Raw genomic sequence first — 24941 nt, 5'->3', positions numbered from 1 at the left:
CGCTTTCGGCGCGCCGGTCGCCGCGATAGGATGCGCGCATGCCCAAACACGCCTTTGCCCACGTGACGTCGTGGGTATTTGACCTCGACAACACGCTCTACCCGCCCGGCGCGCGGCTCTTCGACCAGATCGAGCTCCGCATGACGCGCTTTGTCATGGACGCGCTCGGGCTGGATCACGCCGAGGCGGACCGCCTGCGGCTGCAATACTGGCGCACGTATGGAACGACGCTCGCAGGGTTGATGCGCGATCACGGGGTCGAGCCGGGGCCGTATCTCGCCCATGTTCACGATATCTCCTTCGACGCGCTGGAACCCGACCCCGCGCTGGCCGCGCAACTGCGCGCGCTGCCGGGGCGGCGGATCGTCTACACCAACGCCACCGCCGCCTATGCCGAGCGGGTGCTGGCGGCGCGCGGCCTCGGCGGGGTCTTCGACGCCGTCTACGGCGTGGAGCACGCCGGCTACCTCCCCAAGCCCGAGCGCGCGGCCTTCGACGCGGTCTTCGCCCGCGACGGGCTGCGCGGCGCGCAGGCGGCGATGTTCGAGGACGACCCGCGCAACCTCGCCGCGCCGCACGCGCTCGGGCTGCGCACGGTGCATGTCGCCCCCGCCCCCGCGCCTGCGCCGCACATTCACCACCACACGGACGACCTCGCAACGTTTCTCGCGCGGCTGCTCTGACGCGCGGGGGATGCGTCAATTCGCGCGCGGCGCAGCGGGTTTGCACGGCTTAGGTAAGCCCTGATAGAATGGCCACGAAAAGGACCGGAACCCATGACGCTTACCGAAACAACCGCGGACAGCGGCGCACCGACCGCCGTTGACGAAACCGAGGCGCGGCAGGCCCGGACCACGCTGATCGCCGTCATTCTCGGAATCGTCGCGTGGGGCCTCTGCTTTGCCGTCTGGGGGCTGCCCGGACTATATCTGCCGGCGGTGGCGCTGGTGCCGGTCGTGTTCGGAAGCTTCATCCTGATCTGCACCGGCAGATAGCGCCCCAACCCCGGCGGCCAAAACACGGCGGAGACACGCATGACGGGCGTTGACATCCTGATCTCGGGCGGCGGCGTGGCGGGGCTGACCGCTGCGGCGGTGTTCGGAACGGCGGGCTTCTCGGTCCTGTGCGTGGACCCGGCGCCGCCGGTGACCACACGCGACGCCGACGGGGCGGACCTGCGCAGCACGGCCTTCCTGCAACCTGCGCGCACTCTGCTCGAACAGGCGGGACTCTGGGACAGGCTCGCGGATCACGCCGCGCCGCTTTCGGTCATGCGGATCGTCGACGCGGGCGGCGACACCGCCGCGCCGCGCATGATCCGCGAATTCGTATCGGGTGAACTCTCGGACCAGCCCTTTGGCTGGAACCTCCCCAACTGGCTCTTGCGGCGCGAAATGGTCGCGCATCTGGACAGACATCCCCAGGTCGAATTCAGGCCGGGCGTCGGCACGACCGACCTCGTGACCCGTGAGAAAGAGGCGCGCGTCAGCCTGTCGGACGGCAGCCGCCTGCGCGCCCGGCTGGTGATCGCCGCGGATGGGCGCAACTCGCCCGTGCGGCGGGCGGCGGGAATCGGCGCGAGGGTCACGCGCTACGGGCAGAAGGCGCTGGCCTTCGCCGTCACCCACCCGATCCCGCACGGAAATGTCTCGACCGAGATCCACCGCACTGGCGGCCCCTTCACGCTGGTGCCGCTGCCGGATCATGACGGCCTGCCCTCCTCCGCCGTGATCTGGATGGAGCGCGGCCCCGAGATCCGCCGCCTTGCCGCGTTGGACGCCCCCGCCTTCGAAGCGGAGATGAGCGAACGCAGTTGCCACCTCTTCGGGCCGCTCACGCTCGCCTCGCAGCGCACGGTCTGGCCGATCATAAGCCAGTTGGCCGAGCGCATGACGGCCGAGCGCGTGGCGCTGGTCGCCGAGGCGGCGCATGTGGTCCCGCCCATCGGCGCGCAGGGGCTGAACATGAGCCTCGCGGACATGCGCGCGCTGCGCGACCTCGCCATCGCCGCGCCGGAGCGGCTGGGCGACCGGGCGATGCTGGACGCCTATCACCGCGCCCGGCATCTGGATGTGCGCGCGCGGGTGGCGGGGATCGACCTGCTCAACCGTGCGTCGATGGTCCAGGCGCGCCCCCTGCGGGACGCGCGCGCGATGGGGCTCAATGCGCTGCATGCGCTGGCGCCGGTGCGCCGCCGGCTGATGCGGATGGGGCTCGGCGCGCGCGGCTGACCACGCCGCTCCTTCATCCCTGACGGGCTGTCGCCGCGGCCCATACGAGGACAGCCCGCAAGGGCTGGACGAGTGGCCGCCTAGAACACCTTGTCGAGAACCGCCTCCAGCCGCGCCAGCGTGCCTGGCACGTCATAGAGCTTGTCCAGCCCGAACAGCCCCAGGCGGAAACTGCGATATCCCTCCGGCTCATCGCATTGCAGCGGCACGCCCGCCGCAATCTGCATCCCCTCAGCGGCGAATTTCCTGCCGCTCTGGATCTCGGGATCGTCGGTATAGCCCACCACGACGCCCGGCGCCCCGAACCCCTCGGCGGCGACCGAACGCACGCCGCGCGCGGCCAGCATGGCGCGCACCCCGTCGCCCAGCGCCCATTGCGCCTCGCGCAGCCGCTCGAAACCATACTCCCTGGTTTCCTGCATGGTGTCGCGGAACACCAGCAGCGCGTCGGTCGGCATGGTCGCGTGATAGGCGAATTCTCCGTCCTCGTAGGCCTTCATGATCTGGCGCCATTTCTTCAGGTCGATGGCGAAGCTCGAGGATGTCGTCGCCTCCAGACGCTCGGCCGCGCGGTCGTTCATCATCACCAGCCCGGCCGAGGGCGAGGCCGACCAGCCCTTCTGCGGCGCCGAGATCAGCACATCCACCCCGGTCGCCTTCATGTCGACCCAGGCGCAGCCCGAGGCGATGGCGTCCAGCACCATCAGCGCGCCGACCTCATGCGCGGCGTCGGCCAGCGCGGTGATGTAATCGTCCGGCAGGATGATCCCCGCCGATGTTTCGACATGCGGCGCGAACACCACGTCCGGCCTGCTTTCGCGGATCTTCGCGGTCACGTCCTCGATCGGCGCCGGGGCAAAGGGCGCCTGCACGCCGTTGCCGGTCTGGCGCGCCATGCAGACGGTCGTCTCCGAGGTGAACCGCCCGGCGTCGAAAATCTGGCTCCAGCGGTAGGAAAACTGCCCGTTGCGCACGACGAGCGCATGGGCGTCGGTCGCGAACTGGCGCGCGACCGCCTCCATCGCGTAGGTGCCGCCACCGGGGACAAGCGCGACCGCATCGGCGTTGTAGACCTCGCGCAGCATGTCGGAAATGTCGCGCATCACCTTCTGGAACCGCGCCGACATGTGGTTGAGCGAACGGTCGGTGAACACCACCGAGAATTCCTGCAGGCCATCGGGGTCCACGGTATCGAGAAGGGCGGTCATCGGGTCATCTCCTGTTCTGGTTCGCCTCATGGCTACCGCGCCGTGCGGCGATTTGCCAGCCACCTCAGCCTATCGGCCCCGGCCTGCGTTCTTCGCTCAGCAGCACGTTTGCCTCGACGTCGCCGACGCCGGGCAGCGTCATGATCCGCCGGCGCAGAACGCGCTCGAAATCGGCGATGTCGCGGGCGACGACGCGCAGACGGTAATCGAAGAGCCCGAGGATATGCTCGACCGTCTGCACCTCGGGGATGGCGCTCACCGCGCGCTCGAAATCGTCGAGGCTCACCCGCCCCTTGGTGGCCAGCTTGACCCCGAGAAAGACGGTAACGCCAAAGCCCAGCCGTTCGCGGTCGAGGTCGAGCCGCTGGCCCGCGATCACCCCCTCGCTGCGCAACCGCCTGATCCGCCGCCAGACCGCGGGCTGCGACAGGCCAAGCCTGCGGCCCAGCGCGCTGGCGCTCTGCGTGGCGTCCGCGACCAACGCGCGCAGGATGCGCCGGTCGGTGTCGTCGAGTTCGGTCATACCGGCAGCACCTCGTCCGACTTGATCCGCGCGACATGCATCAGGGCCTCGATGTCGGCGATATGCGGCAGGGGCAGGATCGCGCTGCGATAGAGGTGCTGGTAATGCGCCATGTCCCGCGCGATCACGTAGAGCCGCAGATCGACCCGGCCCAGGAACGTCTGGATCTCGACCACCTCCGGGACCTCGCGGGCGGCCGCGGTGAATTCGTCGAAGGCGCGCGGCTGGGTCTTGTCCAAAGCGACGCGCAGGCTGACCTCGACCTCGTAACCCAGCGCGCGCCAGTCGATCACCGCGCGGTTGGCGCGGATGATCCCCGCCGCGCGCATCCGCTCGAGCCGCCGGGCGCAGGTCGCCGGCGTCACCGCGGCCCGCTCGGCCAGTTCGGCGGGGCCCATGCCCGGGTCGTGCTGGTACTGGCGCAGGATGCGGCGGTCCGTCTCGTCAAGCATGATTTTATCGCTCTAGCTTTTTCTTGGTTATGATTACCCAATAATATCCGGTAATGAAATGCGTTATGCGCCTATTATCGCAATGATATCGCCTAAATTCCCTTCAATCTTAAACCGGAGGACGACGAAATGCGCGTTTACTACGACCGCGATTGCGACATCAATCTCATCAAGGACAAGAAGGTGGCGATCCTCGGCTATGGCAGCCAGGGCCACGCCCATGCGCTCAACCTGCGCGATTCGGGCGCCAAGAACCTCGTCGTCGCGCTGCGCGAAGGCTCGCCCAGCGCGAAAAAGGCCGAGGGCGAAGGGCTGAAGGTGATGGGCATCGCCGAGGCCGCGGCGTGGGCCGATCTCATCATGTTCACCATGCCCGATGAATTGCAGGCCGAAACCTACCGCAAATACGTCCATGACAACATCCGCGAGGGCGCGGCCATCGCCTTCGCCCACGGGCTCAACGTGCATTTCGGCCTGATCGAACCCAAGGACGGCATCGACGTCATCATGATGGCGCCCAAGGGGCCGGGCCACACCGTGCGCGGCGAATACGTCAAGGGCGGCGGCGTGCCCTGCCTTGTCGCCGTGGACACCGACGCCTCCGGCAAGGCGCTGGAGCTGGGCCTTTCCTACTGCTCGGCCATCGGCGGCGGGCGTTCGGGCATCATCGAAACCAACTTCCGCGAGGAATGCGAAACGGATCTCTTCGGCGAACAGGCGGTGCTCTGCGGCGGCCTCGTGGAACTCATCCGCATGGGCTTCGAGACGCTGGTCGAGGCGGGCTACGCCCCCGAAATGGCCTATTTCGAGTGCCTGCACGAGGTGAAGCTGATCGTCGATCTCATCTACGAGGGCGGCATCGCCAACATGAACTACTCGATCTCCAACACGGCCGAGTATGGCGAATATGTCTCCGGCCCGCGCGTGCTTCCCCGCGAGCGCACCAAGAAGGAGATGAAGGCGATCCTGCACGACATCCAGTCGGGCAAATTCGTGCGTGACTTCATGCAGGAGAACGCCGTCGGCCAGCCGTTCTTCAAGGGCACGCGCCGGATGAACGACGAGCACCAGATCGAGGAAGTCGGGCGCAAGCTGCGCGACATGATGCCCTGGATCAGCGCCGGCAAGCTGGTGGACCAGTCCAAGAACTGAGCCCTGCAGCGGCGATGAAACCGGCCCGGCGCGCAGGTGATGCGCGCCGGGCCTTGCATTTCCGGGGTCGCGCGGTCACCACTTCCGGGCGCGGCGCGCGCCCCGCCCGGCCCGAAGGACCCCCATGACCACGATCCGCCCGATCAACTGGCTCAAGATCGCGACCCTCGGCATGATCTGGGGCGGCTCGTTCATGGCGGTGTCGGTCGCGCTTACCGGGGTGGGGCCGCTGATCCTGGTCGCGGCGCGGCTGTCGCTGGGCGCGGCGTTCCTGCTGCTGCTGGCGCATCTGCGCGGGGTCGGCCTGCCGCGCCGGCGCGGCCCGAACGCGGCGACGATCTGGTTCTGCGCGGTCTTGATGGGCCTTTTTTCCAACGCGCTGCCATTTTTCCTGCTGAGCTGGGGCCAGCAATATGTCGCCTCGGGCTTTGCCGGGGTGTGCATGGCGGTGGTGCCGCTCTTCGTGCTGCCGCTGGCGCATGTCTTCGTGCCCGGCGACCGGCTGACGCTGCGGCGCGGGATCGGGTTCCTGATCGGCACGGTCGGGGTGATGGTGCTGATCGGCCCGGCGGCCTTTGCGGCGACCGGAGAAAACCTCGAGAACATCGCGCGGATCGCCTGCATCAGCGCCTCGGGCTGCTACGCGGTGGGCACGATCGTTACGCGGCTGTGTCCCAAGGTCGAAATGCTGTCGCTCTCGGCGGCGGCCCTGACCATCGCGGCGCTGACCTTCACGCCCTATGCGCTCTGGGCCGAGGGGTGGCCTTCGGACGTGCCCTGGCTGGCGCTCGCGGCGCTGCTCTATCTCGGGGTGTTGCCCACCGGCGTGGCGCAGATGCTGCTGGTTCAGGTTATCCGCGACGCCGGGCCGGTGTTCATGAGCCTCGTCAACTACCAGGTGCCGATCTGGTCGGTGATCTTCGGCGTCATGCTTCTGGGCGAAGAGCTGCCGCCGGGGCTGATCTGGGCGCTGCTGCTGATCTTGTCTGGCCTCGCGCTCAGCCAGGCGGGGGCGCTGGCGCGGCTCTTCGGGCGGGGCAAGGCGGGCAAGCGCCCGCCGCACGTGCCGCGCCAGCCGCTCGGGTGACGCTCAGCCGGTGACCGCCCGCCAGAGCGCGAGCGCGGCGCGGGTTTCGGCCACGTCATGCACGCGGGCGATCTGCACCCCCTGCGCGATCCCCGCCAGCGCCACGGCGATGGAGCCGGGAACGCGGTCCGCCGCCTCGGGCGTGCCGCCGATATCGCCGATGAACCGCTTGCGCGACGCGCCCAGCAGGATCGGGCAGCCCAGCCCGTGAAACAGCGACAGGCGCCGGATGAGCGTCAGGTTATGCGTCCGCGTCTTTCCGAACCCGATGCCGGGATCGACCACGATCCGCGCGCGCGGGATACCGAGCGCGACCAGCGCCTCGACCCGCTCGGCGAGGAAATCATAGACGTCGAGCGTGACGTCATCGTACCGCGGATCGTCCTGCATCGTCGCCGGATCCCCCTGCGCATGCATCACGCAGACCGGCAGCCCCGCTTGCGCGCAGAACGGCGCAAGCGCCGGATCATAGGTAAACGCGGCCACGTCGTTGACGAGGTTCGCGCCGGCCTCCACCGCGGCGCGCGCGACCCTCTCCTTGCGCGTGTCGATGGAGATCGGCACGTCGAGCGCCGCGCGAATGGCCTCGATCACCGGCGCGGTGCGCTCGATCTCCTGCGCCTCGGGCACCGGTTGCGCGCCGGGGCGGGTCGATTCCCCGCCCACGTCGATGATGTCCGCGCCCGCCTCGGCCATCGCGCTTGCATGCGCCACTGCGGCGTCGAAGGCGTGATGCCGCCCCCCGTCCGAGAAACTGTCGGGCGTCACGTTCAGGATCCCCATGAGCCGCGGCGCGTCCATCCCGATCCCGGCGATGGCGTCCCTCGGCGCGGTCAGCCGCTCGAGCGCCTCGGCAGGCGCGGATTTGGCCGGGATGAGGCGCGCAGGCCCGTCGCGGCGCATTTCCTCGACCCGGTCGAACCACGCCCAACCCCCGGCAAGCGGCAGCGCGCCCTCGGGCCGCGCATGGTCGATAGAGGCGATGGGGCGGTAGTAGCGTTGGCCCATGCGCGTCCCCATCACAGCCCCGATTGCGCGATGTCCTGCACCAGCACCGGCACCGGGGCCGGGCCGTCGGGCGGGGCTTCGCCGATCAACAGCAGGTCCGAGGCCTCGATATGCCCCGCGAACCACGCGGCGAGCGCGACCGGATCGCCCGGCCCGACGGTGGGGCCGTCCACCGCGTCGAGCACGATCTTGGAAGGCGCCCAGACGCTGATCTGGCCATTCTTCATCGCCCAGTCGAGCTCGGTGCGCGTATCGACCACGACGCAGCGGTCGTCGCGCCCGGCGAGCACCCATGCGTTCTGCTCGATGGCGAGCAGATCGACACGGCGCTGCGTCATGCGGTGCCCGGTCTGCGGGGCGGGCGCGTCGGCGCGCCCCACGCAGAGAATCACCGGCTCCGCCCGCGCCTCGAGCTGGTCGAGCCAACGGCCGAGATTGGCCGACTTCACGGCGGCGTTGGTCAGGTAGACGACATGCGGATGCGGCCCCGAATCGGCCTGTGCGTTCACCGGCTTGGTCTTGAGATCGTCGACCGAACGCACGATCTCCACCCCCAGCGCGCCGGGGCCGCGGTCGAGCTTCTCGATGCGCACGAAGGTGCGCACCGCCTGCGGTTCCTGCAGGATGCGCGTGGCGATGCGGTCCGCCAGCGTCTCGAGCAGGTTCAGCCGTTCCTCGGCCAGCTCGGCGGCGATCGCTTCGGTCACGCGGTCGTAGCTCAGGATGCGGTCCACGTCGTCATCGACCGGATCGGACAGCGGGCGCACCTCGACCACCACGTTGAAGCGGATGCGCTGCGTCGTGCCGCGCTCGGACTGGAAGGCGCCGATCTCGACCTCGACGATGTGGTCGCGCAGCGAAATCCGGTCCAGCGGGCCGTCAGGCGCGGTAGCGTCGGCGCGGGCGTCGGGATGCTCGAAGGCCAGCCTGATCTCCTTGGTCATCGCGTCGCTCCGCAGGTCATGGGGCGCCCGGCCCATACCGGCGCGCCCTAGCATGCCGCGCGGCGCTGCGCAATTCGCGGCGCGTCAGTTTTGCGAGACCCGCGTGGGCTGGCGATAGAAATAGTGCTGGCCGATGGCGGCGGTGCGCGGGAAGGTCCGCGACCAGCGCGGGCTTACCGCACGGGTGTGGTAATGGGTGGCGCCGTGGGTCAGCGGCCGTTCCGCGCCGTCGACCATGATCCGCGCGATCTTGCCAACCTGCTCGAAGGCGCGCGGCTCGGTGATGACTTCCTTGTGGCCGTCGCAGGTATAGGTGAACTGGCAGCCGTACTTGCGGCCCGTCCCCTGCTTGATGACGCCGCAGACGGTATTGGGGTAGTTGGCGCTGTCGACGCGGTTCATGATGACCTCGGCGACGGCGAACTGGCCCTTGACGCTCTCGCCGCGGGCCTCGAAGTAGAGCGCCTCGGCCAGGCAGCGCCACTGCGCTCCGCCGGCCTTGATCGGCTTTTGCGTACTGAGCCAGTCGCGGGAATAGGCGAACCCGGTTTCGGGCATCTCGAGATAGCTGGCCAGGCGGGTTTCGGACATCGCGCCGAGCGCGCGTTGCTCCTGCCCCAGCAAACGGTCCAGCGCCGTGTCCGCAACGGCCGGATTGCCCAGGGCGAGCAGGAAAGCGAATAAGATACGAAGCATGATGCGCCTCTTTCGGTGACGAGGGACGGTCCCCCAGCATCCGGGCCATCTATCGAATTTGGCTCAAATCGTCCACCCCGGGGCCTTTTGCGCCTTTGAAACAAGGCGCAACCATAGGCGCGCGCGCCGCATCTGGTGGAACGGGCGCGGCGGCCCTACCCGATCTTGTCCCGCACGGCGTGCTGCGCGGCGGCCAGCCGCGCCACCGGAACGCGGAAAGGGGAACATGAAACATAATCGAATCCCGCCGTCCGGCAGAAGGCAATCGATTCGGGGTTCCCGCCATGCTCTCCGCAGATCGACAGGGTCAGGCCCGGATGGGCGGCGCGGCCGCGCTCGGCTCCGATGCTCAGCAGCTCTCCGACCCCGTCGGTATCGAGCGAATGGAACGGGTCCTCGGGATAGACGCCCTGGCGGACGTATTCGGACATGAACCGCCCCGCGTCGTCGCGGCTGAGCCCGTAGGTCATCTGCGTGAGGTCATTGGTCCCGTAGCTCAGAAAGGACACCTGCGGCGCGATATCGCCCGCGCGCAGCGCCGCGCGCGGCGTCTCCACCATCACGCCCAGGCGGAAATCGAACGCCTGCCCGGTCTCGCTGCGCACGGCGGCGGCGACGGCGTCGACGCGGGCCTTGACCAGTTCGACCTCGCGGCTGGCGCTGACCAGCGGGATCATGATCTCGGGCACGATCTCGACCCCTTCGCCGGCGACCAGCAGCGTCGCCTCGAAGATCGCGCGCACCTGCATCTCGTAGATCTCGGGCACGGTGATGCCCAGCCGCACGCCGCGCATGCCCAGCATCGGGTTGTATTCGCCCAGCGCCTCGACCCGGCGGGTGACCTGGCTCAGCGGCAGGTCGAGCGCCTCGGCCAGTTCGCGATGCCCGGCGCGGTCGGACGGCAGGAATTCATGCAGCGGCGGGTCGAACAGGCGGATGCAGACCGGTTGTCCCTGCATGATGCGGAAGAGATCGGCGAAATCCTCGCGCTGCATGGGCAGCAGCCGCTCGAGCGCGGCGGCGCGGTCGGTGCTGGAATTGGCGAAGATCATCTCGCGCATGACGCGCAGGCGGCCTTCCTCGAAGAACATGTGCTCGGTGCGGCACAGCCCGATCCCCTGCGCCTTGAAGTTGCGCGCGACCAGCGCGTCGGTCGGCGTGTCGGCATTGGCCCGGATGGCGAGGTCGCGGGTCTCGTCCGCCCATTCCATCAGCACGCGGAAACTGTCGTCCTCCCCGGCGTCCAGCAGCGGCGCGCGGCCCATCAGGATTTCCCCGTTCGTGCCGTCGACGGTGATCTCGTCGCCCTCGCGCAGCACGCGGCCATCCGGCGCGGTCAGCTGCCGCTTGCCGGTCTGGAACCGCATCTCGGAGGCGCCGACGACGCAAGGCAGACCGATGCCCCGGCCGATCACCGCCGCGTGGCTGGTCATGCCGCCGCGCTCGGTCAGCACGGCGACGGCGGCGTGCATGCCGCGCACGTCCTCGGAACTCGTCTCGCGCCGGACCAGAACGCAGGGCTCGCCGCGCGCGTGCGACGCCTGCGCCTCGCTCGAGGTGAACACGATCCGCCCGGACGCCGCGCCGGGGCTGGCGGCGATGCCGCGGGCCAGCACGTCGCGCGGCGCCTCGGGGTCGACCTGCCGGTGCAGAAGCTCGTTGAGCGCGCGCGGCTCGACCCGCATCAGCGCCTCCTCGCGCGGGATGATCCCGTCCTGCGCCAGCGCAACGGCGATGCCCACGGCGGCGCGGGCGTTGCGCGCAACGCGCACCCCGTCGAGCAGATAGAGCCGCCCGTTCTCGATGGTGAACTCGGCCTGCATCTCCTGGCGCAGCCGCGTGCGCATCAGCGCGGTGTATTCCTTGAGCTGCGCAAACGCCTCCGGGGCGAGCTCCTCGAGCGAGGGACCGCGCGGATCGCGCTCGAGATAAAGCGCGTCCGCCCCCCCGCTCAGCGCGTCGCGCCCCTGGCTCTGGCTCAGGTAACGCCCGGTGATCTGACGCGCGCCGGTGGCGCTGTCCACCAACTGCATCACGCCCGAGCCGCATTCGCCGCGCCCCAGCCCGATCACCATCTCCTGCACGACAAGGCCAAGCCCCGCATCCGCCGGCGCCCCCTTGGCGGTGCGCAGAAGACGCGCGGTCGTGCCCTCCCAGGCGCGCGCCATGGAGCGCAGCACCTCGGCCAGTTGCACGGTGGGGTTCTGCGGGAACGGCTCCTCGGCCTCGTCCTCGTAGGCGGCGAGCGCCTCTTTCAGCCCCTCGGCGGGATCGTCGGAGACGTCATCGAAGATGTCGGCGTCCAGCCGCGCCACGTCCACCGCGTAGGCCTGCACGAAGCGCAGGTAGAGCCGCGCCGCCGCCGCCTCCCCGATGCGCGGGGCGAGCGCGGCGCGGCGCGCCTCGGTCATGCCGATGTTCAGGATCGCCCGCGGCCCGCCCCAGTCCGGCTCTTCCGAGGACGGGCGCACGCACAGGGGCGCGCTGTCGCCCAGCAGCGCCAGCAGCGCGTCGAGATCGGGCATGTCGCCCGCGGCGATGGCGTGCACGGCGTCGAAGGAAAGCGCGACGGTCCGCGGCACCGGCAGGTCGAGCCGCACCAGCCGTTGCAGGCACTTGGCCCGCCCGCCATGGGTGCGCGCCGCGATCGGCGCGGCGGGCGTGATCAGCGTGATCTGCGGGTCGTCTTGCTGCACTGCGGCACCCTTTGTTTTGCGCGCAGCATAAGGCGCGCGCGCGACTTGGCAAGGGTTTGCTGCGTGGATTCGGCATTGCGCGCCCGCGCGGAATCAAGCCGCGCCTTGCGCGCCGCCGCGCGATCGTCAGGCCGTCCTCGCGGCCTGACGACCGCCCGGCGCTACCCCTCGACCCGCGTCAAATCCGCCGCCTCGAGGCAGATGCGGCGGATGCGGCTCAGCAGGTTCAGCCGGTTGCGCCGCACGACCTGCGCGTCGGTGTTGATCTGCACCGCCTCGAAGAAGGCGTCGATGGGCGCGCGCAGGGCGGCCATGCCGGACATCGCAGCGGCGAAATCCTCGGCTTCCAGCGCGGCGCGGATCACTGGTTCCTGCGCGTCCAGCGCGGCGAACAGCGCGCGTTCCTCGTCCGTTTCGGCGAATTTCACGTCCGCGCCGTAGGAATATTCGACCCCGTCCTTTTCCTCGGCCTGCGTCAACAGGTTGTTGGCGCGCTTGAACCCTTGCAGCAGGTTCTCGCCGTCGTCGGTCTTGAGGAAATCGCTGAGCGCCGTGGCGCGCTTGACCAGAAGGGCGAGGTCGTCGTTGCCGTCCATGGCGATGCAGGCGTCGATCACGTCATGGCGGATAGCTTGGTCCTTGAGGTATACCTTGAGACGGTCGTGGAAGAAGACGAGAAGGTTGGCGTATGAAAGATGCGCGCCACGCAAATCCTTGTGGTCAACTCCGTGTGCAGTCAATTGATCGCAGGTCTCTTTATCAACCGGCATAAAATCTAACGCGGCCACTATTTTCAAACCATCATAGGATTTAAAGAAGAGACGCGGATCAAAAATGCTCATGGCAAGTCCGTGGGCTTCGAAACCAAAAGGCAAAGCGTAAGCCATTGGGGCACGCAGATCATTCTCCACCACCAACCGAATGACCCCCAGCGCCGCCCGCCTCAACGCAAACGGATCCTTCGACCCTGTGGGCTTCTCGTCGATCGCCCAGAACCCCGTCAGCAAATCCAGCTTGTCCGCCAATGCCACGGCCACGGATACCGGCGCGCTCGGCACCGTATCGCTCGGACCAAGCGGCGAGTAATGCTCTTGCGCGGCGGCGGCGACTTCGGCGGGCATCCCGGCCGCCTCAGCGTAGTAGCGCCCCATCAACCCCTGCAATTCGGGGAATTCATAGACCATTTCCGAACTCAGATCCGCCTTGGCCCAGCGCGCGGCCTGTTCGGCGAGGTCCGGATCGGTCCCCACTTTGGGGGCGATTTCGCGCGCGAGGGCGGCGATGCGCTCGATCCGCTCGGCCTGGCTGCCCAGTTTGTTATGGAATGTCACGTCCGCCAGCGCATCCAGCCACGCCTGCCCGCCGGTTTCGGCGATGCGCAGGTCGTTCTCCCAGAAGAACTTGGCGTCCGACAGCCGCGCGGAAAGCACCTTCTGGTTGCCGGCGAGGATGGTCGCGCCGCCATCGGCGGTTTCGCGGTTGGCGACGGTGACGAACTTCTCGATCCGGCCCGTTTTCGGGTTGCGCACGGAAAAGAACTTCTGATGTTCCTTCATCGACGTTTGCAGCACCTCCGGCGGCAGGTCGAGGAACTCCGCCTCGATCCCGCCCATCAGCACCACGGGCCATTCGACCAGCCCGGCCACCTCGGCCAGCAATCCGCGGTCCTCGACCAACTCGAGCCCCGAGCCGAACGCCTGGTTGGTCGCGTCCTGCCAGATCATGTCCGCGCGCTCTTCGGCGTCGAGGATCACGTGCCGCTTGGCCAGCGTCGCCCGGTAGTGATCGAAGGAGGTCACGCGCACCCTGCCCGGCGCCATGAAGCGATGCCCCTCGGTCTCGTCGCCCGCGCTGATTCCGTCGATCTCGAGCGGAACGACCCGCGCCTCGCCCGCATCGTCTGTCAGGATGCAGAGGATCGAATGCAGCGGGCGCACCCAGCGCAGGCTGCCCGCGCCCCAGCGCATGGACTTGGGCCAGGGGAAATAGCGGATGACGTCCTCCAGCGCCTCGGCGATGATCGCCTCGGCCGGGCGGCCGGGGCGGGTGATGCGCGCGTAGTAAACGTCGCCCTTCTTCTCGGAACGCACCTCCAGATCCTCGCGCGCGACCCCGGCGCCGCGCAGGAAGCCTTCTATCGCCTTCTCCGGCGCATCCGTGCGCGGGCCTTTGCGCTCCTCATGCGTGGTCGGGCTCTCGGCGAGAAGCCCCTGCACCGTCAGCGCCAGGCGGCGCGGGGTCGAGAACGCGGCGGCGCCCGCGTAGGTCAGCCCCGCCTCGACCAGCGCGTCGGTCATGCGCGCGCGCAGGTCGGCGGCGGCGCGGACCTGCATCCGGGCCGGGATTTCCTCGGAAAAAAGTTCGATCAGCAGGTCGGGCATGGGGTTGTTATCCGTGTTGGGATCGTGCGCGTGGATACTGGCTTGGCGCCGCCGCGTCCACCCTGGGCTATCCGGGCCAGGAAGGCCCGGGGACGGGCGCGCTCAGTCGGGCGGCGGCGGACATTCGGGCGGGGCCGGGGCGCCGTCAAAGACGATCTCGCCGCAATGGTTGATCTGCTGCCACGCCCAGCCGCGCCCGTCCTCGTGGACGGCGACAATGCGGTCGATGCCGTAATGGATGTTCTCGGCGCCCAGGAAGGCGCGCGCGCGGCCCGCCTCGAGCGCCGCGCCGATCTCGGCGGCGTCGAAACAGGAGAACCAGCCGGGCGCGACCAGCGGCACGGCGTCCTTCGCGGGCTGGTAAACGTCGGCCAGCGCGGCGGGCGACTGCGGCGTGGTAAAGCAGGCGCGGTAGCGGATCGGAGAGCTTTCGGCGTCGATGGCGCGGAAATCCTCGTATGCGATCGCCTCCGGCTCACCGGTGACGAGAGGGGTCAGCATCACGTCATCGACGCCGTCGGGCTGCACCTCCTCGTAGTAGTAATAGACCTGGAGGTAATACATCACTCCGCCCGCGACGAGCGCGCAGGCGAGGATCAGGAAGGTGAGGATCTTGCCCATCAAATGCGCCCCTGGATGCGCGCCGGCCTCATGCCGCCCATCCGCCGGCCTCGGTCTTCACGAACGCGTCGGCGCAGGCCTTGGCCAGCGCGCGCACGCGCCCGATATAGGCCTGCCGCTCGGTGACCGAGATCACGCCGCGCGCGTCCAGCAGGTTGAAGATGTGGCTGGCCTTGATGCACTGGTCATAGGCGGGATGGGCCATGACGATGCGCTTCCCCGTCTTGGGATCGGTCTCGGGCGCGGCGAGGATGGCGCGGCACTCGGCCTCGGCCTCTTCGAAATGATCGAACAGCATCGCAGTGTCGGCCACGTCGAAGTTCCAGCGCGAATATTCCTGCTCGGTTTGGCGGAACACGTCGCCGTAACGCAGCGGGATCGGCGCGGCGGGGTCGTTATAGGGCATGTCCATCACGTGATCGACGCCCAGCACGTACATCGCCAGCCGCTCCAGCCCGTAGGTCAGCTCTCCGCTGACGGGGTGGCAGTCATGCCCGCCGACCTGCTGGAAATAGGTGAACTGGCTCACCTCCATCCCGTCGCACCACACCTCCCAGCCAAGCCCCCAGGCGCCCAGCGTCGGGCTTTCCCAGTCGTCCTCGACGAAACGGATGTCGTGCAGGTCCATGTCGATCCCGATCGCCGGAAGCGAGCCGAGATAGAGCGATTGCAGATCGGGCGGCGACGGCTTGATGAGCACCTGGTACTGGTAATAATGCTGAAGGCGGTTCGGGTTCTCGCCATAGCGTCCGTCGGTGGGCCGCCGCGAGGGCTGCACATAGGCCGCCGACCATGCAACCGGGCCAAGCGAGCGCAGCGTCGTCGCCGGGTGGAAGGTGCCCGCGCCGACCTCCATGTCATAGGGTTGCAGCACGGCGCAGCCCTGCCCGGCCCAGTAGGTTTGCAGGCGCAGCAATATCTCCTGGAAACTGCGCGGTCTGGTGCTTTGCTCGGCCATGGTCGCCCCCTGAAATCGCCCGCCCTACCTACGGCCTGCGATACCGGGGGTCAATTGCGCCGGGAACGCCGGTTGGGTCAACATTTGTGGTGCATATGGCCGCAGATTTGGTAAGACTGCCGAAACCGGACCGGAAACGCGACAGGCAAAGGTAACACGATTGATGATACGGAGATTTCTGGCTGCGGCCTGCATGTTTTTCATGGCCGTTCACGCGGCGGGCGCGCAGCAGGCGGCCTCGGACCAGGACATCGTCTGGGTGCAGATCGAGGCGCAGCCCAGCCTGAACGCGATCAACGAGGCGCTCCAGCGCCGCGCGGCCCAGTTGACGGACGTCAACGGCTTCTATCTCGGCTCGGGGTGGTATGGCGTCGCCCTTGGCCCCTACACGCGCGAGGATGCGCAGACGACGCTGCGCCGGCTGCGCGCGCAGGGGCGCATCCCGCGGGACAGCTACATCGCCACCGCCGCCGATTACGAGCGCCAGATCTGGCCCATCGGGCTTGATCAGCTCTCCGCCGCCGCCGAGGCGACGCAGCCGGAAACCGCCCTGCCCGAGCAGGGCGAAAGCGACAGCCCTCCCGAGATCACGCAACCCGAGGTCACACAGCCCGAGGTCGCCGAGGTGATCCCGCCCGAACCCGAAGCCGCCGACGAAACCCCGCGCGAGGCCCGCGCGAGCGAGGCTCGCCTGACCCGCGACGAACGCGCCGCGCTCCAGGTCGCGCTGCAATGGGCGGGCTTCTACCAGGGGCGGATCGACGCCGCCTTCGGGCGCGGCACGCGCAGCTCGATGGCCGGCTGGCAGGAGGCCAACAACCATGAGCCGACCGGCGTTCTGACCACGAAACAGCGCGCCGAACTGCTGGGCCAGTATAACGCGGTGCTGGACGGCATGGGCCTTGCCGCGGTCAGCGATCCGAAGATGGGGATCGAGATGATCGTGCCCACCGGCGTGGTGAAGTTCACCAAGTACGAACCGCCCTTCGCCCATTTCGACGCCACCGGCGACATTCCGGCCCGCGTGCTGATGATCAGCCAGGAGGGCGACCAGAACACGCTCTTCGGCCTCTACGACATCATGCAGACGCTCGCCATCGTGCCCCCGGACGGCCCGCGCGAGCGCAAGTCGAACAGCTTTACCCTCGTCGGGGAAAGCGCGCGCATCGTCTCCCATACCGAGGCCAGCCTGAAGAACGGGCGGATCAAGGGCTTTACCCTCGTCTGGCCGGCCGGCGACGAGGAGCGCCGCACGCGCATCCTGACGGAGATGCAGAACAGCTTCACCCGCACCGACGGCGTGCTGGACCCGGCGGCGGGGGCGAATGACGCGCAAAGCGTCGACCTCGTGTCGGGGCTCGAGATCCGCAAGCCGATCCTGTCGCGCACGGGTTTTTACGTCGATGCGAACGGCATGGTCCTGACCACCGCCGGGGTGGTCGAGAGCTGCGGCCGCATCACCATCGAGGACGATTTCGAGGCGGACGTGGCGGCGCAGGATCCCGAAAACGGGGTCGCGCTGCTGCGCCCGCGCGCGACGCTCGCCCCGATGAACGTGGCCGCGTTCCGGCAGGGGCCGGCGCGGCTCAAGTCGGACGTGGCGGTCTCGGGCTATTCCTATGGCGGGGTGCTGGGCGCGCCGTCGCTGACCTATGGCGCGCTCGAGGATCTGCGCGGCCTGAACGGCGAGACGGGGATCAGCCGCCTCGCGCTCGAGCCGCTCGAGGGCGACGCGGGCGGGCCGGTGCTCGATTCCGGCGGCGAGGTGCTCGGCATGCTGCTGCCCCCCGCCGAGGACGGCCGCAAGCTTCCCGAGGGCGTGGCCTTCGCGGTCAACGCGCAAACGCTGCAAAGGCTGCTCTCGGACGCCGGCGTGCGCACGGCGGTGGCCAATGGCGGCCGCCAGCTCGCGCCCGCGGAACTGTCGGACCGGGCCGCCGGCATGACCGTGCTGGTCAGCTGTTGGGACTGAGGCGCGCGGCGGGATCGCGCGGATCGGCATTCAGCTTCCCGGCCAAAGCGGTTAAGAGCGGACGACGACCGCCACCAGCCACGGGTATGCGCCGATGAAGAAGCCGAAGAAACGCGCGCCGCTCTATTCCCCGCGCGACCGCGAGAACCTGCGCTGGCTCTGGTCGCGCTACCTGCGGCGCAAATCCCCCTGGCTGCTGCTGGTGCTGGGCATGATCCTGATACAGGGGCTGGTCTACCAGCAGTTCCTCGCGATGACCGAAAGCGGGCTGCGCGTCATCTTCGAAAGCGGCTCGGTCGCGGAACTGGCGCGGATCTGCGCCTTCGTCTTCCTGCTCTTCGCGACGCGCGGGCTTATGTCCTACCTCGTGCCGCGGGTCACGGTCTGGGTCAGCAACGACGCGATCTACCAGATGCGCCGCGACCTGATCAATCACCTCATGTCGCTCGACCTCGCCTATTTCGAGCGCACCAAGTCCGGCGAGATCATTCAGCGGCTGGTCTCGCAGACGCAGGCGCTCGGCGTGTTCGTCGGCCAGGCGATCGCCAACGCGGTGCGCGACGCGGTGACGGTCGTCATCGTGTCGGGCTATCTCATCTACAAGAACCCGATCCTGTTCGGCACCGCCGTGGTGGTGCTGCCCTTCATCATCTGGACCATGAACTACGTATCCGACCGGGTGAAAGTGACGCAGGGCGAGGCCGAGACCGAGCTCGCCGATTACATGAACGGGATCGAGGAAACGGTGAACGGCATGCGCACCGTCAAGATCGCCAGCCAGGAGCAGGTCGAGACCGACCGCCTGATGAAGGGCACCGGCCATATCCGCGACCTGATGAACCGGGTGCAGATCACCCAGGCGCTGGTCATGCCGTCGATCGACCTCAGTTCGGCCTTCGTCTACGTGCTGGTGATCGGGCTGGGCGGCTACATGGTCATCTCGCCCTCCTTCGACGTGGACGGCGCCGGGATCATCACCTTCCTGCTCGGCATGGTGATGGTCTTCGACCCCGCGCGCCTGCTGGCGCAATTCTTCGGCGGGCTGCAATCGAACATGGTGCTGCTCGAACGCATCCGCCGCCTCTATGACGAGGTCCCGACGATCCGCGACGCGCCCGATGCAGTGGCCGAATTCGACACCGGCGGCGATATCGTGCTGGAGAACGTGAGCTTCGCCTACAGCCCCGATCAGCCGCTTTTCGAAGGGCTCGACATGACCCTCGCGGGCGGCAAGGTGTCGGCCATCGTCGGCTCCACCGGGTCGGGCAAGACGACGGTGCTGTCGCTGCTCTCGCGGCTCTACGACGTGCAGGGCGGGCGCATCACCATCGGCGGACAGCCCATCGATCGGCTGCAATTGCGCGCGCTGCGCGCCGCCTATTCGGTGGTGGCGCAGGACATCGTGATCTTCAACAACTCGATCTGGGAAAACATCCGCTACGTGAACCCCGACGCCACCGACGCCGAGGTCTGGCAGGCCGCCGAGAACGCCGAGATCGCCGAACTGGTCCGCCGCCGGGGCGACGCGCCCGTCGGCCCCAAGGGCGCGCAGCTCTCGGGCGGGCAGAAGCAGCGCATCGCCATCGCCCGCGCCTTCCTGATGGACGCGCCGATCCTGCTTCTGGACGAGGCCACCTCGGCGCTCGACCAGGCGACCGAGGCGCGCATCAAGTCCGCGCTCGACCGGCTCACGAAGGGCAAGACAACCATCGTCGTCGCGCACCGCCTGTCCTCGGTCGCGGACGCCGACCACATCTTCGTGCTCGAACAGGGCCGGCTGGTCGAAAAGGGCCGGCACGCCGATCTGCTGGCGCAGGGCGGCCTCTACGCGCAACTCTACAACGCCCAGAAGGAAGGCTACGACGGGCGCTGATCCACAGGGCTTTCATCTTTCTGAAAATACTCACGGCGCACCGCCCCGCCACAGCCGTTCCGGCCGCGGCGGCGCGCAGAAAATCCACAGAGTTTTCTCAGACCCGTCCCTTCCACGGCACCAGCCAGGCCTCGGCCTTGCGCATCAGGATGTCGATGCCATAACCGATGACGCCGATCAGGATGATCCCCATGATGACGATATCCGTCAGCTGAAAGCGCGAGGCGACCATGATCATCATGCCGGCGCCCTTTTCCGCCGCGACCAGTTCGGCGGCCACCACCGTGCCCCAACAGACCCCCATCGCGACCCGCGCGCCGGTAAAGATCTCGGGCAGCGAGTTGGGCATGATGACGTGGCGCAGGATCTGCCACCTGCTCGCGCCCAGCGAATAGGCGGCGTGCACCTTGGAGATCGCCACGCCCGACACGCCGGCGCGCGCCGCGATCGTCATGATCCAGAGCGCGGCGAGGAACAGCAAAATGATCTTGCCGGTCTCGCCGATGCCCGCCCAGATGATGACCAGCGGGATGAGAGCGAGCGGCGGCACCGGCCTCATGAATTCGACGATCGGGTCGAACCAGCCGCGGAACCAGTTGCTCAGCCCCATCGCGAAGCCCAGCGGAATCCCCACCAGCGCGCCCAGCACGAAACCCACGATCACCCGGAACAGCGACCAGTAGAGATGCTCCCACAGGGTGAAGTTCTGGTAACCCTCGCGCGACACCTCGAAAAACCGCGCGACCACCGCCTCGGGCGGGGGCAGCCAGATCGGCTCCATCTGCATGCCCGTGGGCGGCGCGTAGTTGAGCGACCCCTTGGCCGTCATCGCGATCCGCCCCGCGTCCGTCGTGACCTCGCCCCCCGGCGTGATGGGCTGGCCGTCGACGGCCACCACATTGGCGCCGTCCTTGCGGGTCAACTCGTCGTTCCTGTCCACCCGCACGAGAGTGGAGCGCCACGCCCCCACGCTCACGCTGTCGTCCTTGGCAAAGCCCTCGCCGGGTGGAACCTCGCGCTCGGCGGCCTCCTCGCCCACGCGGAAGACGTGCACATGCACCGTGGCGTCGTCGCGGCTGCCATCCTCGGCTTCGGCGGTATAGGTGAACGCCGTATCCCCGACGAACGGCCCCGGCGCGTGGATCGGAACCCATTTCGACCCGGTGAACGCCCCCCAGAGCAGGAAGATCGTCACCACGCTGATCACGCTCGCCCAGCGGTCCGGGCGCACCGCGCTTTCGTCCCCGAACGTCACCGTCTTGAGCGAGGTGAAATCGCGCCGGGCCTGCAGGACACGCTTGACGCCCCAGCGCACCACCAGGAAGGACAGGACGAAGACGGCGATATAGATGACAAGGATGATCATGCGCCCGCCTCCTCGGTGCGCCCCATGATTTCCTCTTCCATGTCCCAGATCATCGACAGGATCTCCTCGCGCTTTTCGGCGAACTCGGGATGTTTCTTCACTTCGCGCAGGTCCTTGCCGACGCCCATGTCGGCGAAGGGCAGGCTGTATTCGCGGTGGATGCGGCCCGGGCGCGGCGCCATCACCAGCAGGCGTTCGCCCAGCAGCAGCGCCTCCTCGACCGAATGGGTGATGAGGATGATGGTCTTGCCCGTCTCCTTCCAGAGCTTCAGCACCAGTCCCTGCATCTTCTCGCGCGTCAGCGCGTCGAGCGCGCCGAGCGGCTCGTCCATCAGGATCACGTCCGGGTCATTGGCGAGACAGCGCGCCAGCGCCACGCGCTGCTGCATCCCGCCCGAGAGTTCGTAGACCGACTTTTCCTTGAAATCGCGCAGGCCCACGATTTCCAGCAGGTGATCGACATTGGCGGCGTACTCGGCGCGCCTCTGCCCCTTCATCCGGGGGCCGAAGCTCACGTTGTCGCGCACGCTCATCCATTCGAACAACGCGCCCTGCTGGAACACCATGCCGCGCTCGGCGTCCGGCCCGGTGACCTCGTGCCCGTTCAGCACGATGCGCCCCTCGGTCGGCGCCAGGAACCCGGCCACGATGTTCAGAAGCGTCGTCTTGCCGCAACCCGACGGTCCCAGCACGCTCATCAGTTCACCGCTCTTCAGTTCAAGCGTCACATCCTCGAGCGCCTGCACATACCCGCCATTGGGCAGGTCGAAACGCATCGAAAGATGCTCGATGTTCAAAGTGGACATTCATCGCCCCCTTCCGTGTTTGCCCTGTCGCACGGCAACGCGGGCCCGGAGCGCACGCGCCCCGAACCCGCCCCGCCGACCTGCGGCGATCACATTTCCGATTGCGCCGCCTCCAGCGGCCCGGTGTTGACCGCGTCCTCGTAGGTGTCGAGCGCGGCATCGATGCTGCCGGCCTGCACAAAGACGTCCGCCACACCCTTCATGAAGGCCGGCGCGCCGCTGCCCAGCCATTTGTCGCCCAGCTGCTCCTCGGTCGAGGGGAAGACGAAGGTCGAGATCGTCGCCTTGGTCGCGTCGAGGTCCATGCCCGCGTCCTTGGCGATCACGGGCAGCATCTCGTCGGTATGCTCGCCGCTGTTCCACATCGCGTTCGCCTTGGCCGTCACCGCCAGGAAGGTGGCCAGCTGCTCGGCGTTCTCCGCGACATAGCTGGCGGGGGCAGAGGTCACGTCGAAGACGAGAATGCCCAGTTCCTCCTTCTCCTCCCCGGTCAGGAGGACATTGCCGTGCTCGAGCGCGCGCCGCAGGCTGCCGCCCCAGCCGCAGAACATGTCGACCGCGCCCTGCGCCAGCGCCGCGGACCCTTCGGGCGGGTTCATGTTGACGACTTCCATCTCGGCGGGATCGACGCCGAAATGCTCCATCTGCTTGAGGAAATTGTAATGCGCGGCCGTTCCCAGCGGCACGGCGACCTTCTTGCCGGCCAGTTCGTCGGCGCTGTCCTTGTCGATCTCGAGCGCCTCCGCGACGACGCAATTGTCGTTGTCCGAATAGCTGACGGCGACGTCGACGATCTGGATGTCCTGGCCGCTGGAGGCGGCGACGACGAAGGGCGGCACGCCCTGGCTGACCGAGATCTGCACGTCGCCCGACGCCATCGCGGCGGACATTTCCGTTCCGGCCCCGAACGCGCGCCACGTCACGGTGGCGTCGAGCGCCTCGTCATACATGCCGGTCGCCTTGGCGTACTGGAACGGCATCGGCCATTCGAGGAAATAGCCGACCGTGATGTCCTCCGCATACGCACCGCCGGCCCCGACGAGGGCGGCGGCGCCGGCGGCAGCGGACAGTAGCCTGGATTTGAATGTCATTGTTTGTTTCTCCCGTTGGTGTGTGCGCTTGGCAAGCAAGCCCGAGACCCCCCGTCTTGCGCGGTGATTCTCGCGAATTCGTCACCGGACCTGTGATCCGGCGACGTCTTGAGCGCCCATCGGACCGGAAAACGCCTGACCGATCAATGTTTTTGTGCCGCGCCCGCCGGCCTTTTCGGATTTTCGGAAAAGAAATTTCTTGAAATGCATGTGCATGGCGCTGTGCACCGCTCAATCTGGACCTAATCTTGCTTTGATCTGGCGCTATCGCTCCGGACCGGTCAAAGGTGGTATGATGAAATGCGAAAGAACACCCGCCCGGCCCGACTCTGCGCCCGGCGCCCTGTCTGATGGAGGATAAGTCATGGACGGCAAGTTTCTGGACAATGATATCGAGAAGGTCGTCGATGCCGACCGCGCCCATGTGTGGCACCACCTGATCCAGCACGCCCCCTGGACCGGCCCGGACCCCAAGGCCGACCCGCGCATCATCGTCGAAGGCAAGGGCATGCGCGTCTGGGACCAGAAGGGCAAGGAGCATCTCGACGCGGTTTCGGGCGGCGTCTGGACCGTCAACGTCGGCTACGGGCGCGAGGAAATCGCCAACGCCGTGCGCGACCAGCTGATCCAGCTGCCCTATTTCGCCGGCTCCACCGGGTCGATCCCCGGCGCGATGTTCTCGGAGAAACTGATCTCCAAGATGCCGGGCCTGAGCCGCGTCTATTTCACCAACTCCGGCTCGGAGGCGAACGAAAAGGCGTTCAAGATGGTCCGCCAGATCGCGCACAAGCGTTACGGCGGCAAGAAACACAAGATCCTCTACCGCGAGCGCGATTACCACGGCACCACGATCGGCGCGCTCTCGGCCGGCGGCCAGGACGAGCGCAACGCGCAATACGGCCCCTTCGCGCCCGGCTTCGTGCGCGTGCCGCACTGCCTCGAATACCGCGCGCAATGGGATCTCTCGGGCGAGGAATACGGCAAGCGCGCGGCGGACGCGATCGAGGAGGTGATCCTCGCCGAGGGGCCGGACACCGTGGGCGCGCTCTGCCTCGAACCCGTCACCGCCGGCGGCGGCGTCATCTGCCCGCCCGAAGGCTACTGGCCCCGCGTGCAGGAAATCTGCCGCAAATACGACATCCTGCTGCATATCGACGAGGTGGTCTGCGGCGTCGGGCGCACCGGAACCCACTGGTTCGGCTACCAGCATTACGGGGTCGAACCCGATTTCGTGACCATGGCCAAGGGCGTCGCCTCGGGCTACGCCGCCATCGCCTGCTGCGTGACGAACGAGCGCGTCTTCGAGATGTTCTCGGACGACGCAGATGACCCGATGAACTACTTCCGCGACATCTCGACCTTCGGAGGCTGCACCGCCGGGCCGGCGGCCGCGCTCGCCAATATGGAGATCATCGAACGCGAGGGCCTGCTCGAAAACACCACCAGGATGGGCGACTACATGCTCGACCAGCTTCACGCGCTGATGGACAAGCACGAGGTCATCGGCGACGTGCGCGGCAAGGGGCTGTTCCTCGGCGCCGAACTGGTCAGCGACCGGACCAGCAAGGAACCAGTCGCGGAGAAGGCCGTGGGCGCGGTCGTCGCCGACTGCAACGCGCAGGGCGTCATCATCGGCGCGACCAACCGCTCGCTTCCGGGGTTCAACAACACGCTGTGCTATTCGCCCGCGCTGATCGCCACGAAGGACGACATCGACGAAATCATCACCGCGACCGACAACGCGCTGACCAAGGTGTTCGGCTGACGCCGCCCGCATCCGCCGCCAATCGCGCGGCGGATGCCCCCGGGGCGCTGCGCCCCCTGCTTCTTCTAGCCGGAAAATACGCTCGCCGGAGGTCTCGCTCCGCGCTCGGCG

Annotated in this window: 22 protein-coding genes; 8 read left to right on the top strand and 14 right to left on the bottom strand. The window is 67.8% G+C overall.

Features of this window, described 5'->3' with window-relative positions; genetic code table 11:
* Nucleotides 1–38: 38 nt before the first annotated feature.
* The 3 genes from D6850_RS00325 (at nt 39) to D6850_RS00315 (ending at nt 2231) form a co-directional block, all read left to right on the top strand.
* Nucleotides 39–683 (top strand): pyrimidine 5'-nucleotidase, encoded by a 645-nt coding sequence (locus D6850_RS00325; RefSeq protein WP_121162976.1) that lies wholly within the window; start codon nt 39–41, stop codon nt 681–683.
* Between the two features lie 93 nt (nt 684–776).
* Entirely contained in the window at nt 777–995 is a 219-nt protein-coding gene (locus D6850_RS00320) for a hypothetical protein (RefSeq protein ID WP_121162975.1), read from the top strand.
* A 39-nt stretch (nt 996–1034) separates the two neighbouring features.
* Entirely contained in the window at nt 1035–2231 is a 1197-nt protein-coding gene (locus D6850_RS00315; RefSeq protein WP_121162974.1) for a UbiH/UbiF family hydroxylase, read from the top strand.
* Nucleotides 2232–2311: 80 nt separating this feature from the next.
* Here the strand turns inward: D6850_RS00315 and D6850_RS00310 are convergent, their stop codons facing one another.
* From D6850_RS00310 to D6850_RS00300, 3 genes are all read right to left on the bottom strand, one after another.
* On the bottom strand, nt 2312–3439 hold the full coding sequence (locus tag D6850_RS00310) for an aminotransferase class V-fold PLP-dependent enzyme (RefSeq protein WP_121162973.1): 1128 nt from the start codon (nt 3437–3439) through the stop codon (nt 2312–2314).
* A gap of 64 nt (nt 3440–3503) precedes the next feature.
* A complete protein-coding gene (locus tag D6850_RS00305; RefSeq protein ID WP_121162972.1) occupies nt 3504–3962 on the bottom strand; it encodes an Lrp/AsnC family transcriptional regulator in 459 nt (152 codons plus the stop codon).
* Nucleotides 3959–4414: an Lrp/AsnC family transcriptional regulator gene (locus tag D6850_RS00300; protein WP_121162971.1), complete on the bottom strand. Its 456-nt coding sequence runs from the start codon at nt 4412–4414 to the stop codon at nt 3959–3961. Before D6850_RS00300 ends, D6850_RS00305 begins: the two co-directional genes overlap by 4 nt.
* A gap of 129 nt (nt 4415–4543) precedes the next feature.
* Here D6850_RS00300 and ilvC point away from each other — a divergent pair, with 129 nt between their 5' ends.
* Complete coding sequence (ilvC, locus tag D6850_RS00295; protein WP_121162970.1) at nt 4544–5566, top strand: ketol-acid reductoisomerase; 1023 nt, start codon at nt 4544–4546, stop codon at nt 5564–5566.
* Between the two features lie 124 nt (nt 5567–5690).
* Nucleotides 5691–6653, top strand: coding sequence for a DMT family transporter (locus D6850_RS00290; protein ID WP_121162969.1), 963 nt, complete (start codon nt 5691–5693; stop codon nt 6651–6653).
* Between the two features lie 3 nt (nt 6654–6656).
* Here the strand turns inward: D6850_RS00290 and folP are convergent, their stop codons facing one another.
* The 7 genes from folP to D6850_RS00255 form a co-directional block, all read right to left on the bottom strand.
* A complete protein-coding gene (gene folP / locus D6850_RS00285) occupies nt 6657–7661 on the bottom strand; it encodes a dihydropteroate synthase (protein ID WP_121164953.1) in 1005 nt (334 codons plus the stop codon).
* An 11-nt stretch (nt 7662–7672) separates the two neighbouring features.
* Nucleotides 7673–8605, bottom strand: a complete 933-nt coding sequence (locus D6850_RS00280; RefSeq protein WP_121164951.1) for a dihydroneopterin aldolase — start codon at nt 8603–8605, stop codon at nt 7673–7675.
* Nucleotides 8606–8689: 84 nt separating this feature from the next.
* Nucleotides 8690–9301 carry a cell wall hydrolase gene (locus D6850_RS00275; protein WP_121162968.1) on the bottom strand — a complete coding sequence of 204 codons (612 nt, stop codon included), beginning with the start codon at nt 9299–9301 and terminating at the stop codon, nt 8690–8692.
* A gap of 155 nt (nt 9302–9456) precedes the next feature.
* Nucleotides 9457–11997 carry a putative PEP-binding protein gene (locus D6850_RS00270; protein ID WP_121162967.1) on the bottom strand — a complete coding sequence of 847 codons (2541 nt, stop codon included), beginning with the start codon at nt 11995–11997 and terminating at the stop codon, nt 9457–9459.
* Nucleotides 11998–12158: 161 nt separating this feature from the next.
* On the bottom strand, nt 12159–14378 hold the full coding sequence (gene glyS / locus D6850_RS00265) for a glycine--tRNA ligase subunit beta (protein ID WP_121162966.1): 2220 nt from the start codon (nt 14376–14378) through the stop codon (nt 12159–12161).
* A gap of 102 nt (nt 14379–14480) precedes the next feature.
* On the bottom strand, nt 14481–14999 hold the full coding sequence (locus tag D6850_RS00260) for a DUF6446 family protein (RefSeq protein ID WP_121162965.1): 519 nt from the start codon (nt 14997–14999) through the stop codon (nt 14481–14483).
* A 28-nt stretch (nt 15000–15027) separates the two neighbouring features.
* Nucleotides 15028–15957: a glycine--tRNA ligase subunit alpha gene (locus tag D6850_RS00255; protein WP_121162964.1), complete on the bottom strand. Its 930-nt coding sequence runs from the start codon at nt 15955–15957 to the stop codon at nt 15028–15030.
* A gap of 193 nt (nt 15958–16150) precedes the next feature.
* Between D6850_RS00255 and D6850_RS00250 the strand changes: the two genes are divergently transcribed.
* Nucleotides 16151–17929 (top strand): trypsin-like peptidase domain-containing protein, encoded by a 1779-nt coding sequence (locus D6850_RS00250; protein WP_342769516.1) that lies wholly within the window; start codon nt 16151–16153, stop codon nt 17927–17929.
* A gap of 94 nt (nt 17930–18023) precedes the next feature.
* A complete protein-coding gene (locus tag D6850_RS00245) occupies nt 18024–19802 on the top strand; it encodes an ABC transporter ATP-binding protein (RefSeq protein ID WP_121162962.1) in 1779 nt (592 codons plus the stop codon).
* A 97-nt stretch (nt 19803–19899) separates the two neighbouring features.
* On the opposite strand, the gene D6850_RS00240 is transcribed toward D6850_RS00245, so the two are convergent.
* From D6850_RS00240 to D6850_RS19810, 4 genes are all read right to left on the bottom strand, one after another.
* Nucleotides 19900–21168: an ABC transporter permease gene (locus D6850_RS00240; RefSeq protein WP_121162961.1), complete on the bottom strand. Its 1269-nt coding sequence runs from the start codon at nt 21166–21168 to the stop codon at nt 19900–19902.
* Nucleotides 21165–21974, bottom strand: coding sequence for a taurine ABC transporter ATP-binding protein (locus D6850_RS00235; protein WP_121162960.1), 810 nt, complete (start codon nt 21972–21974; stop codon nt 21165–21167). The genes D6850_RS00240 and D6850_RS00235 overlap by 4 nt, the downstream gene beginning before the upstream one ends.
* A gap of 89 nt (nt 21975–22063) precedes the next feature.
* Nucleotides 22064–23065 (bottom strand): taurine ABC transporter substrate-binding protein, encoded by a 1002-nt coding sequence (locus D6850_RS00230; RefSeq protein ID WP_121162959.1) that lies wholly within the window; start codon nt 23063–23065, stop codon nt 22064–22066.
* Nucleotides 23066–23146: 81 nt separating this feature from the next.
* Nucleotides 23147–23281 (bottom strand): hypothetical protein, encoded by a 135-nt coding sequence (locus D6850_RS19810; RefSeq protein WP_281272548.1) that lies wholly within the window; start codon nt 23279–23281, stop codon nt 23147–23149.
* 148 nt (nt 23282–23429) lie between these two features.
* Between D6850_RS19810 and D6850_RS00225 the strand changes: the two genes are divergently transcribed.
* Nucleotides 23430–24830 (top strand): aminotransferase family protein, encoded by a 1401-nt coding sequence (locus D6850_RS00225; protein ID WP_121162958.1) that lies wholly within the window; start codon nt 23430–23432, stop codon nt 24828–24830.
* Nucleotides 24831–24941 lie beyond the last annotated feature (111 nt).

The organism is Roseovarius spongiae (assembly GCF_003651245.1).
Taxonomy (GTDB): domain Bacteria; phylum Pseudomonadota; class Alphaproteobacteria; order Rhodobacterales; family Rhodobacteraceae; genus Roseovarius; species Roseovarius spongiae.
This window is presented reverse-complemented; position numbering and strand designations above follow the sequence as displayed.

Bases quoted from the DNA above. Each gene is read 5' to 3' on its own strand.
- D6850_RS00325 (WP_121162976.1), top strand. From the start codon at position 39: ATGCCCAAACACGCCTTTGCCCACGTGACGTCGTGGGTATTTGACCTC.
- D6850_RS00320 (WP_121162975.1), top strand. From the start codon at position 777: ATGACGCTTACCGAAACAACCGCGGACAGCGGCGCACCGACCGCCGTT.
- D6850_RS00315 (WP_121162974.1), top strand. From the start codon at position 1,035: ATGACGGGCGTTGACATCCTGATCTCGGGCGGCGGCGTGGCGGGGCTG.
- D6850_RS00310 (WP_121162973.1), bottom strand. From the start codon at position 3,439: ATGACCGCCCTTCTCGATACCGTGGACCCCGATGGCCTGCAGGAATTC.
- D6850_RS00305 (WP_121162972.1), bottom strand. From the start codon at position 3,962: ATGACCGAACTCGACGACACCGACCGGCGCATCCTGCGCGCGTTGGTC.
- D6850_RS00300 (WP_121162971.1), bottom strand. From the start codon at position 4,414: ATGCTTGACGAGACGGACCGCCGCATCCTGCGCCAGTACCAGCACGAC.
- ilvC (WP_121162970.1), top strand. From the start codon at position 4,544: ATGCGCGTTTACTACGACCGCGATTGCGACATCAATCTCATCAAGGAC.
- D6850_RS00290 (WP_121162969.1), top strand. From the start codon at position 5,691: ATGACCACGATCCGCCCGATCAACTGGCTCAAGATCGCGACCCTCGGC.
- folP (WP_121164953.1), bottom strand. From the start codon at position 7,661: ATGGGCCAACGCTACTACCGCCCCATCGCCTCTATCGACCATGCGCGG.
- D6850_RS00280 (WP_121164951.1), bottom strand. From the start codon at position 8,605: ATGACCAAGGAGATCAGGCTGGCCTTCGAGCATCCCGACGCCCGCGCC.
- D6850_RS00275 (WP_121162968.1), bottom strand. From the start codon at position 9,301: ATGCTTCGTATCTTATTCGCTTTCCTGCTCGCCCTGGGCAATCCGGCC.
- glyS (WP_121162966.1), bottom strand. From the start codon at position 14,378: ATGCCCGACCTGCTGATCGAACTTTTTTCCGAGGAAATCCCGGCCCGG.
- D6850_RS00260 (WP_121162965.1), bottom strand. From the start codon at position 14,999: ATGGGCAAGATCCTCACCTTCCTGATCCTCGCCTGCGCGCTCGTCGCG.
- D6850_RS00255 (WP_121162964.1), bottom strand. From the start codon at position 15,957: ATGGCCGAGCAAAGCACCAGACCGCGCAGTTTCCAGGAGATATTGCTG.
- D6850_RS00250 (WP_342769516.1), top strand. From the start codon at position 16,151: ATGTTTTTCATGGCCGTTCACGCGGCGGGCGCGCAGCAGGCGGCCTCG.
- D6850_RS00245 (WP_121162962.1), top strand. From the start codon at position 18,024: ATGAAGAAGCCGAAGAAACGCGCGCCGCTCTATTCCCCGCGCGACCGC.
- D6850_RS00240 (WP_121162961.1), bottom strand. From the start codon at position 21,168: ATGATCATCCTTGTCATCTATATCGCCGTCTTCGTCCTGTCCTTCCTG.
- D6850_RS00235 (WP_121162960.1), bottom strand. From the start codon at position 21,974: ATGTCCACTTTGAACATCGAGCATCTTTCGATGCGTTTCGACCTGCCC.
- D6850_RS00230 (WP_121162959.1), bottom strand. From the start codon at position 23,065: ATGACATTCAAATCCAGGCTACTGTCCGCTGCCGCCGGCGCCGCCGCC.
- D6850_RS19810 (WP_281272548.1), bottom strand. From the start codon at position 23,281: ATGCACATGCATTTCAAGAAATTTCTTTTCCGAAAATCCGAAAAGGCC.
- D6850_RS00225 (WP_121162958.1), top strand. From the start codon at position 23,430: ATGGACGGCAAGTTTCTGGACAATGATATCGAGAAGGTCGTCGATGCC.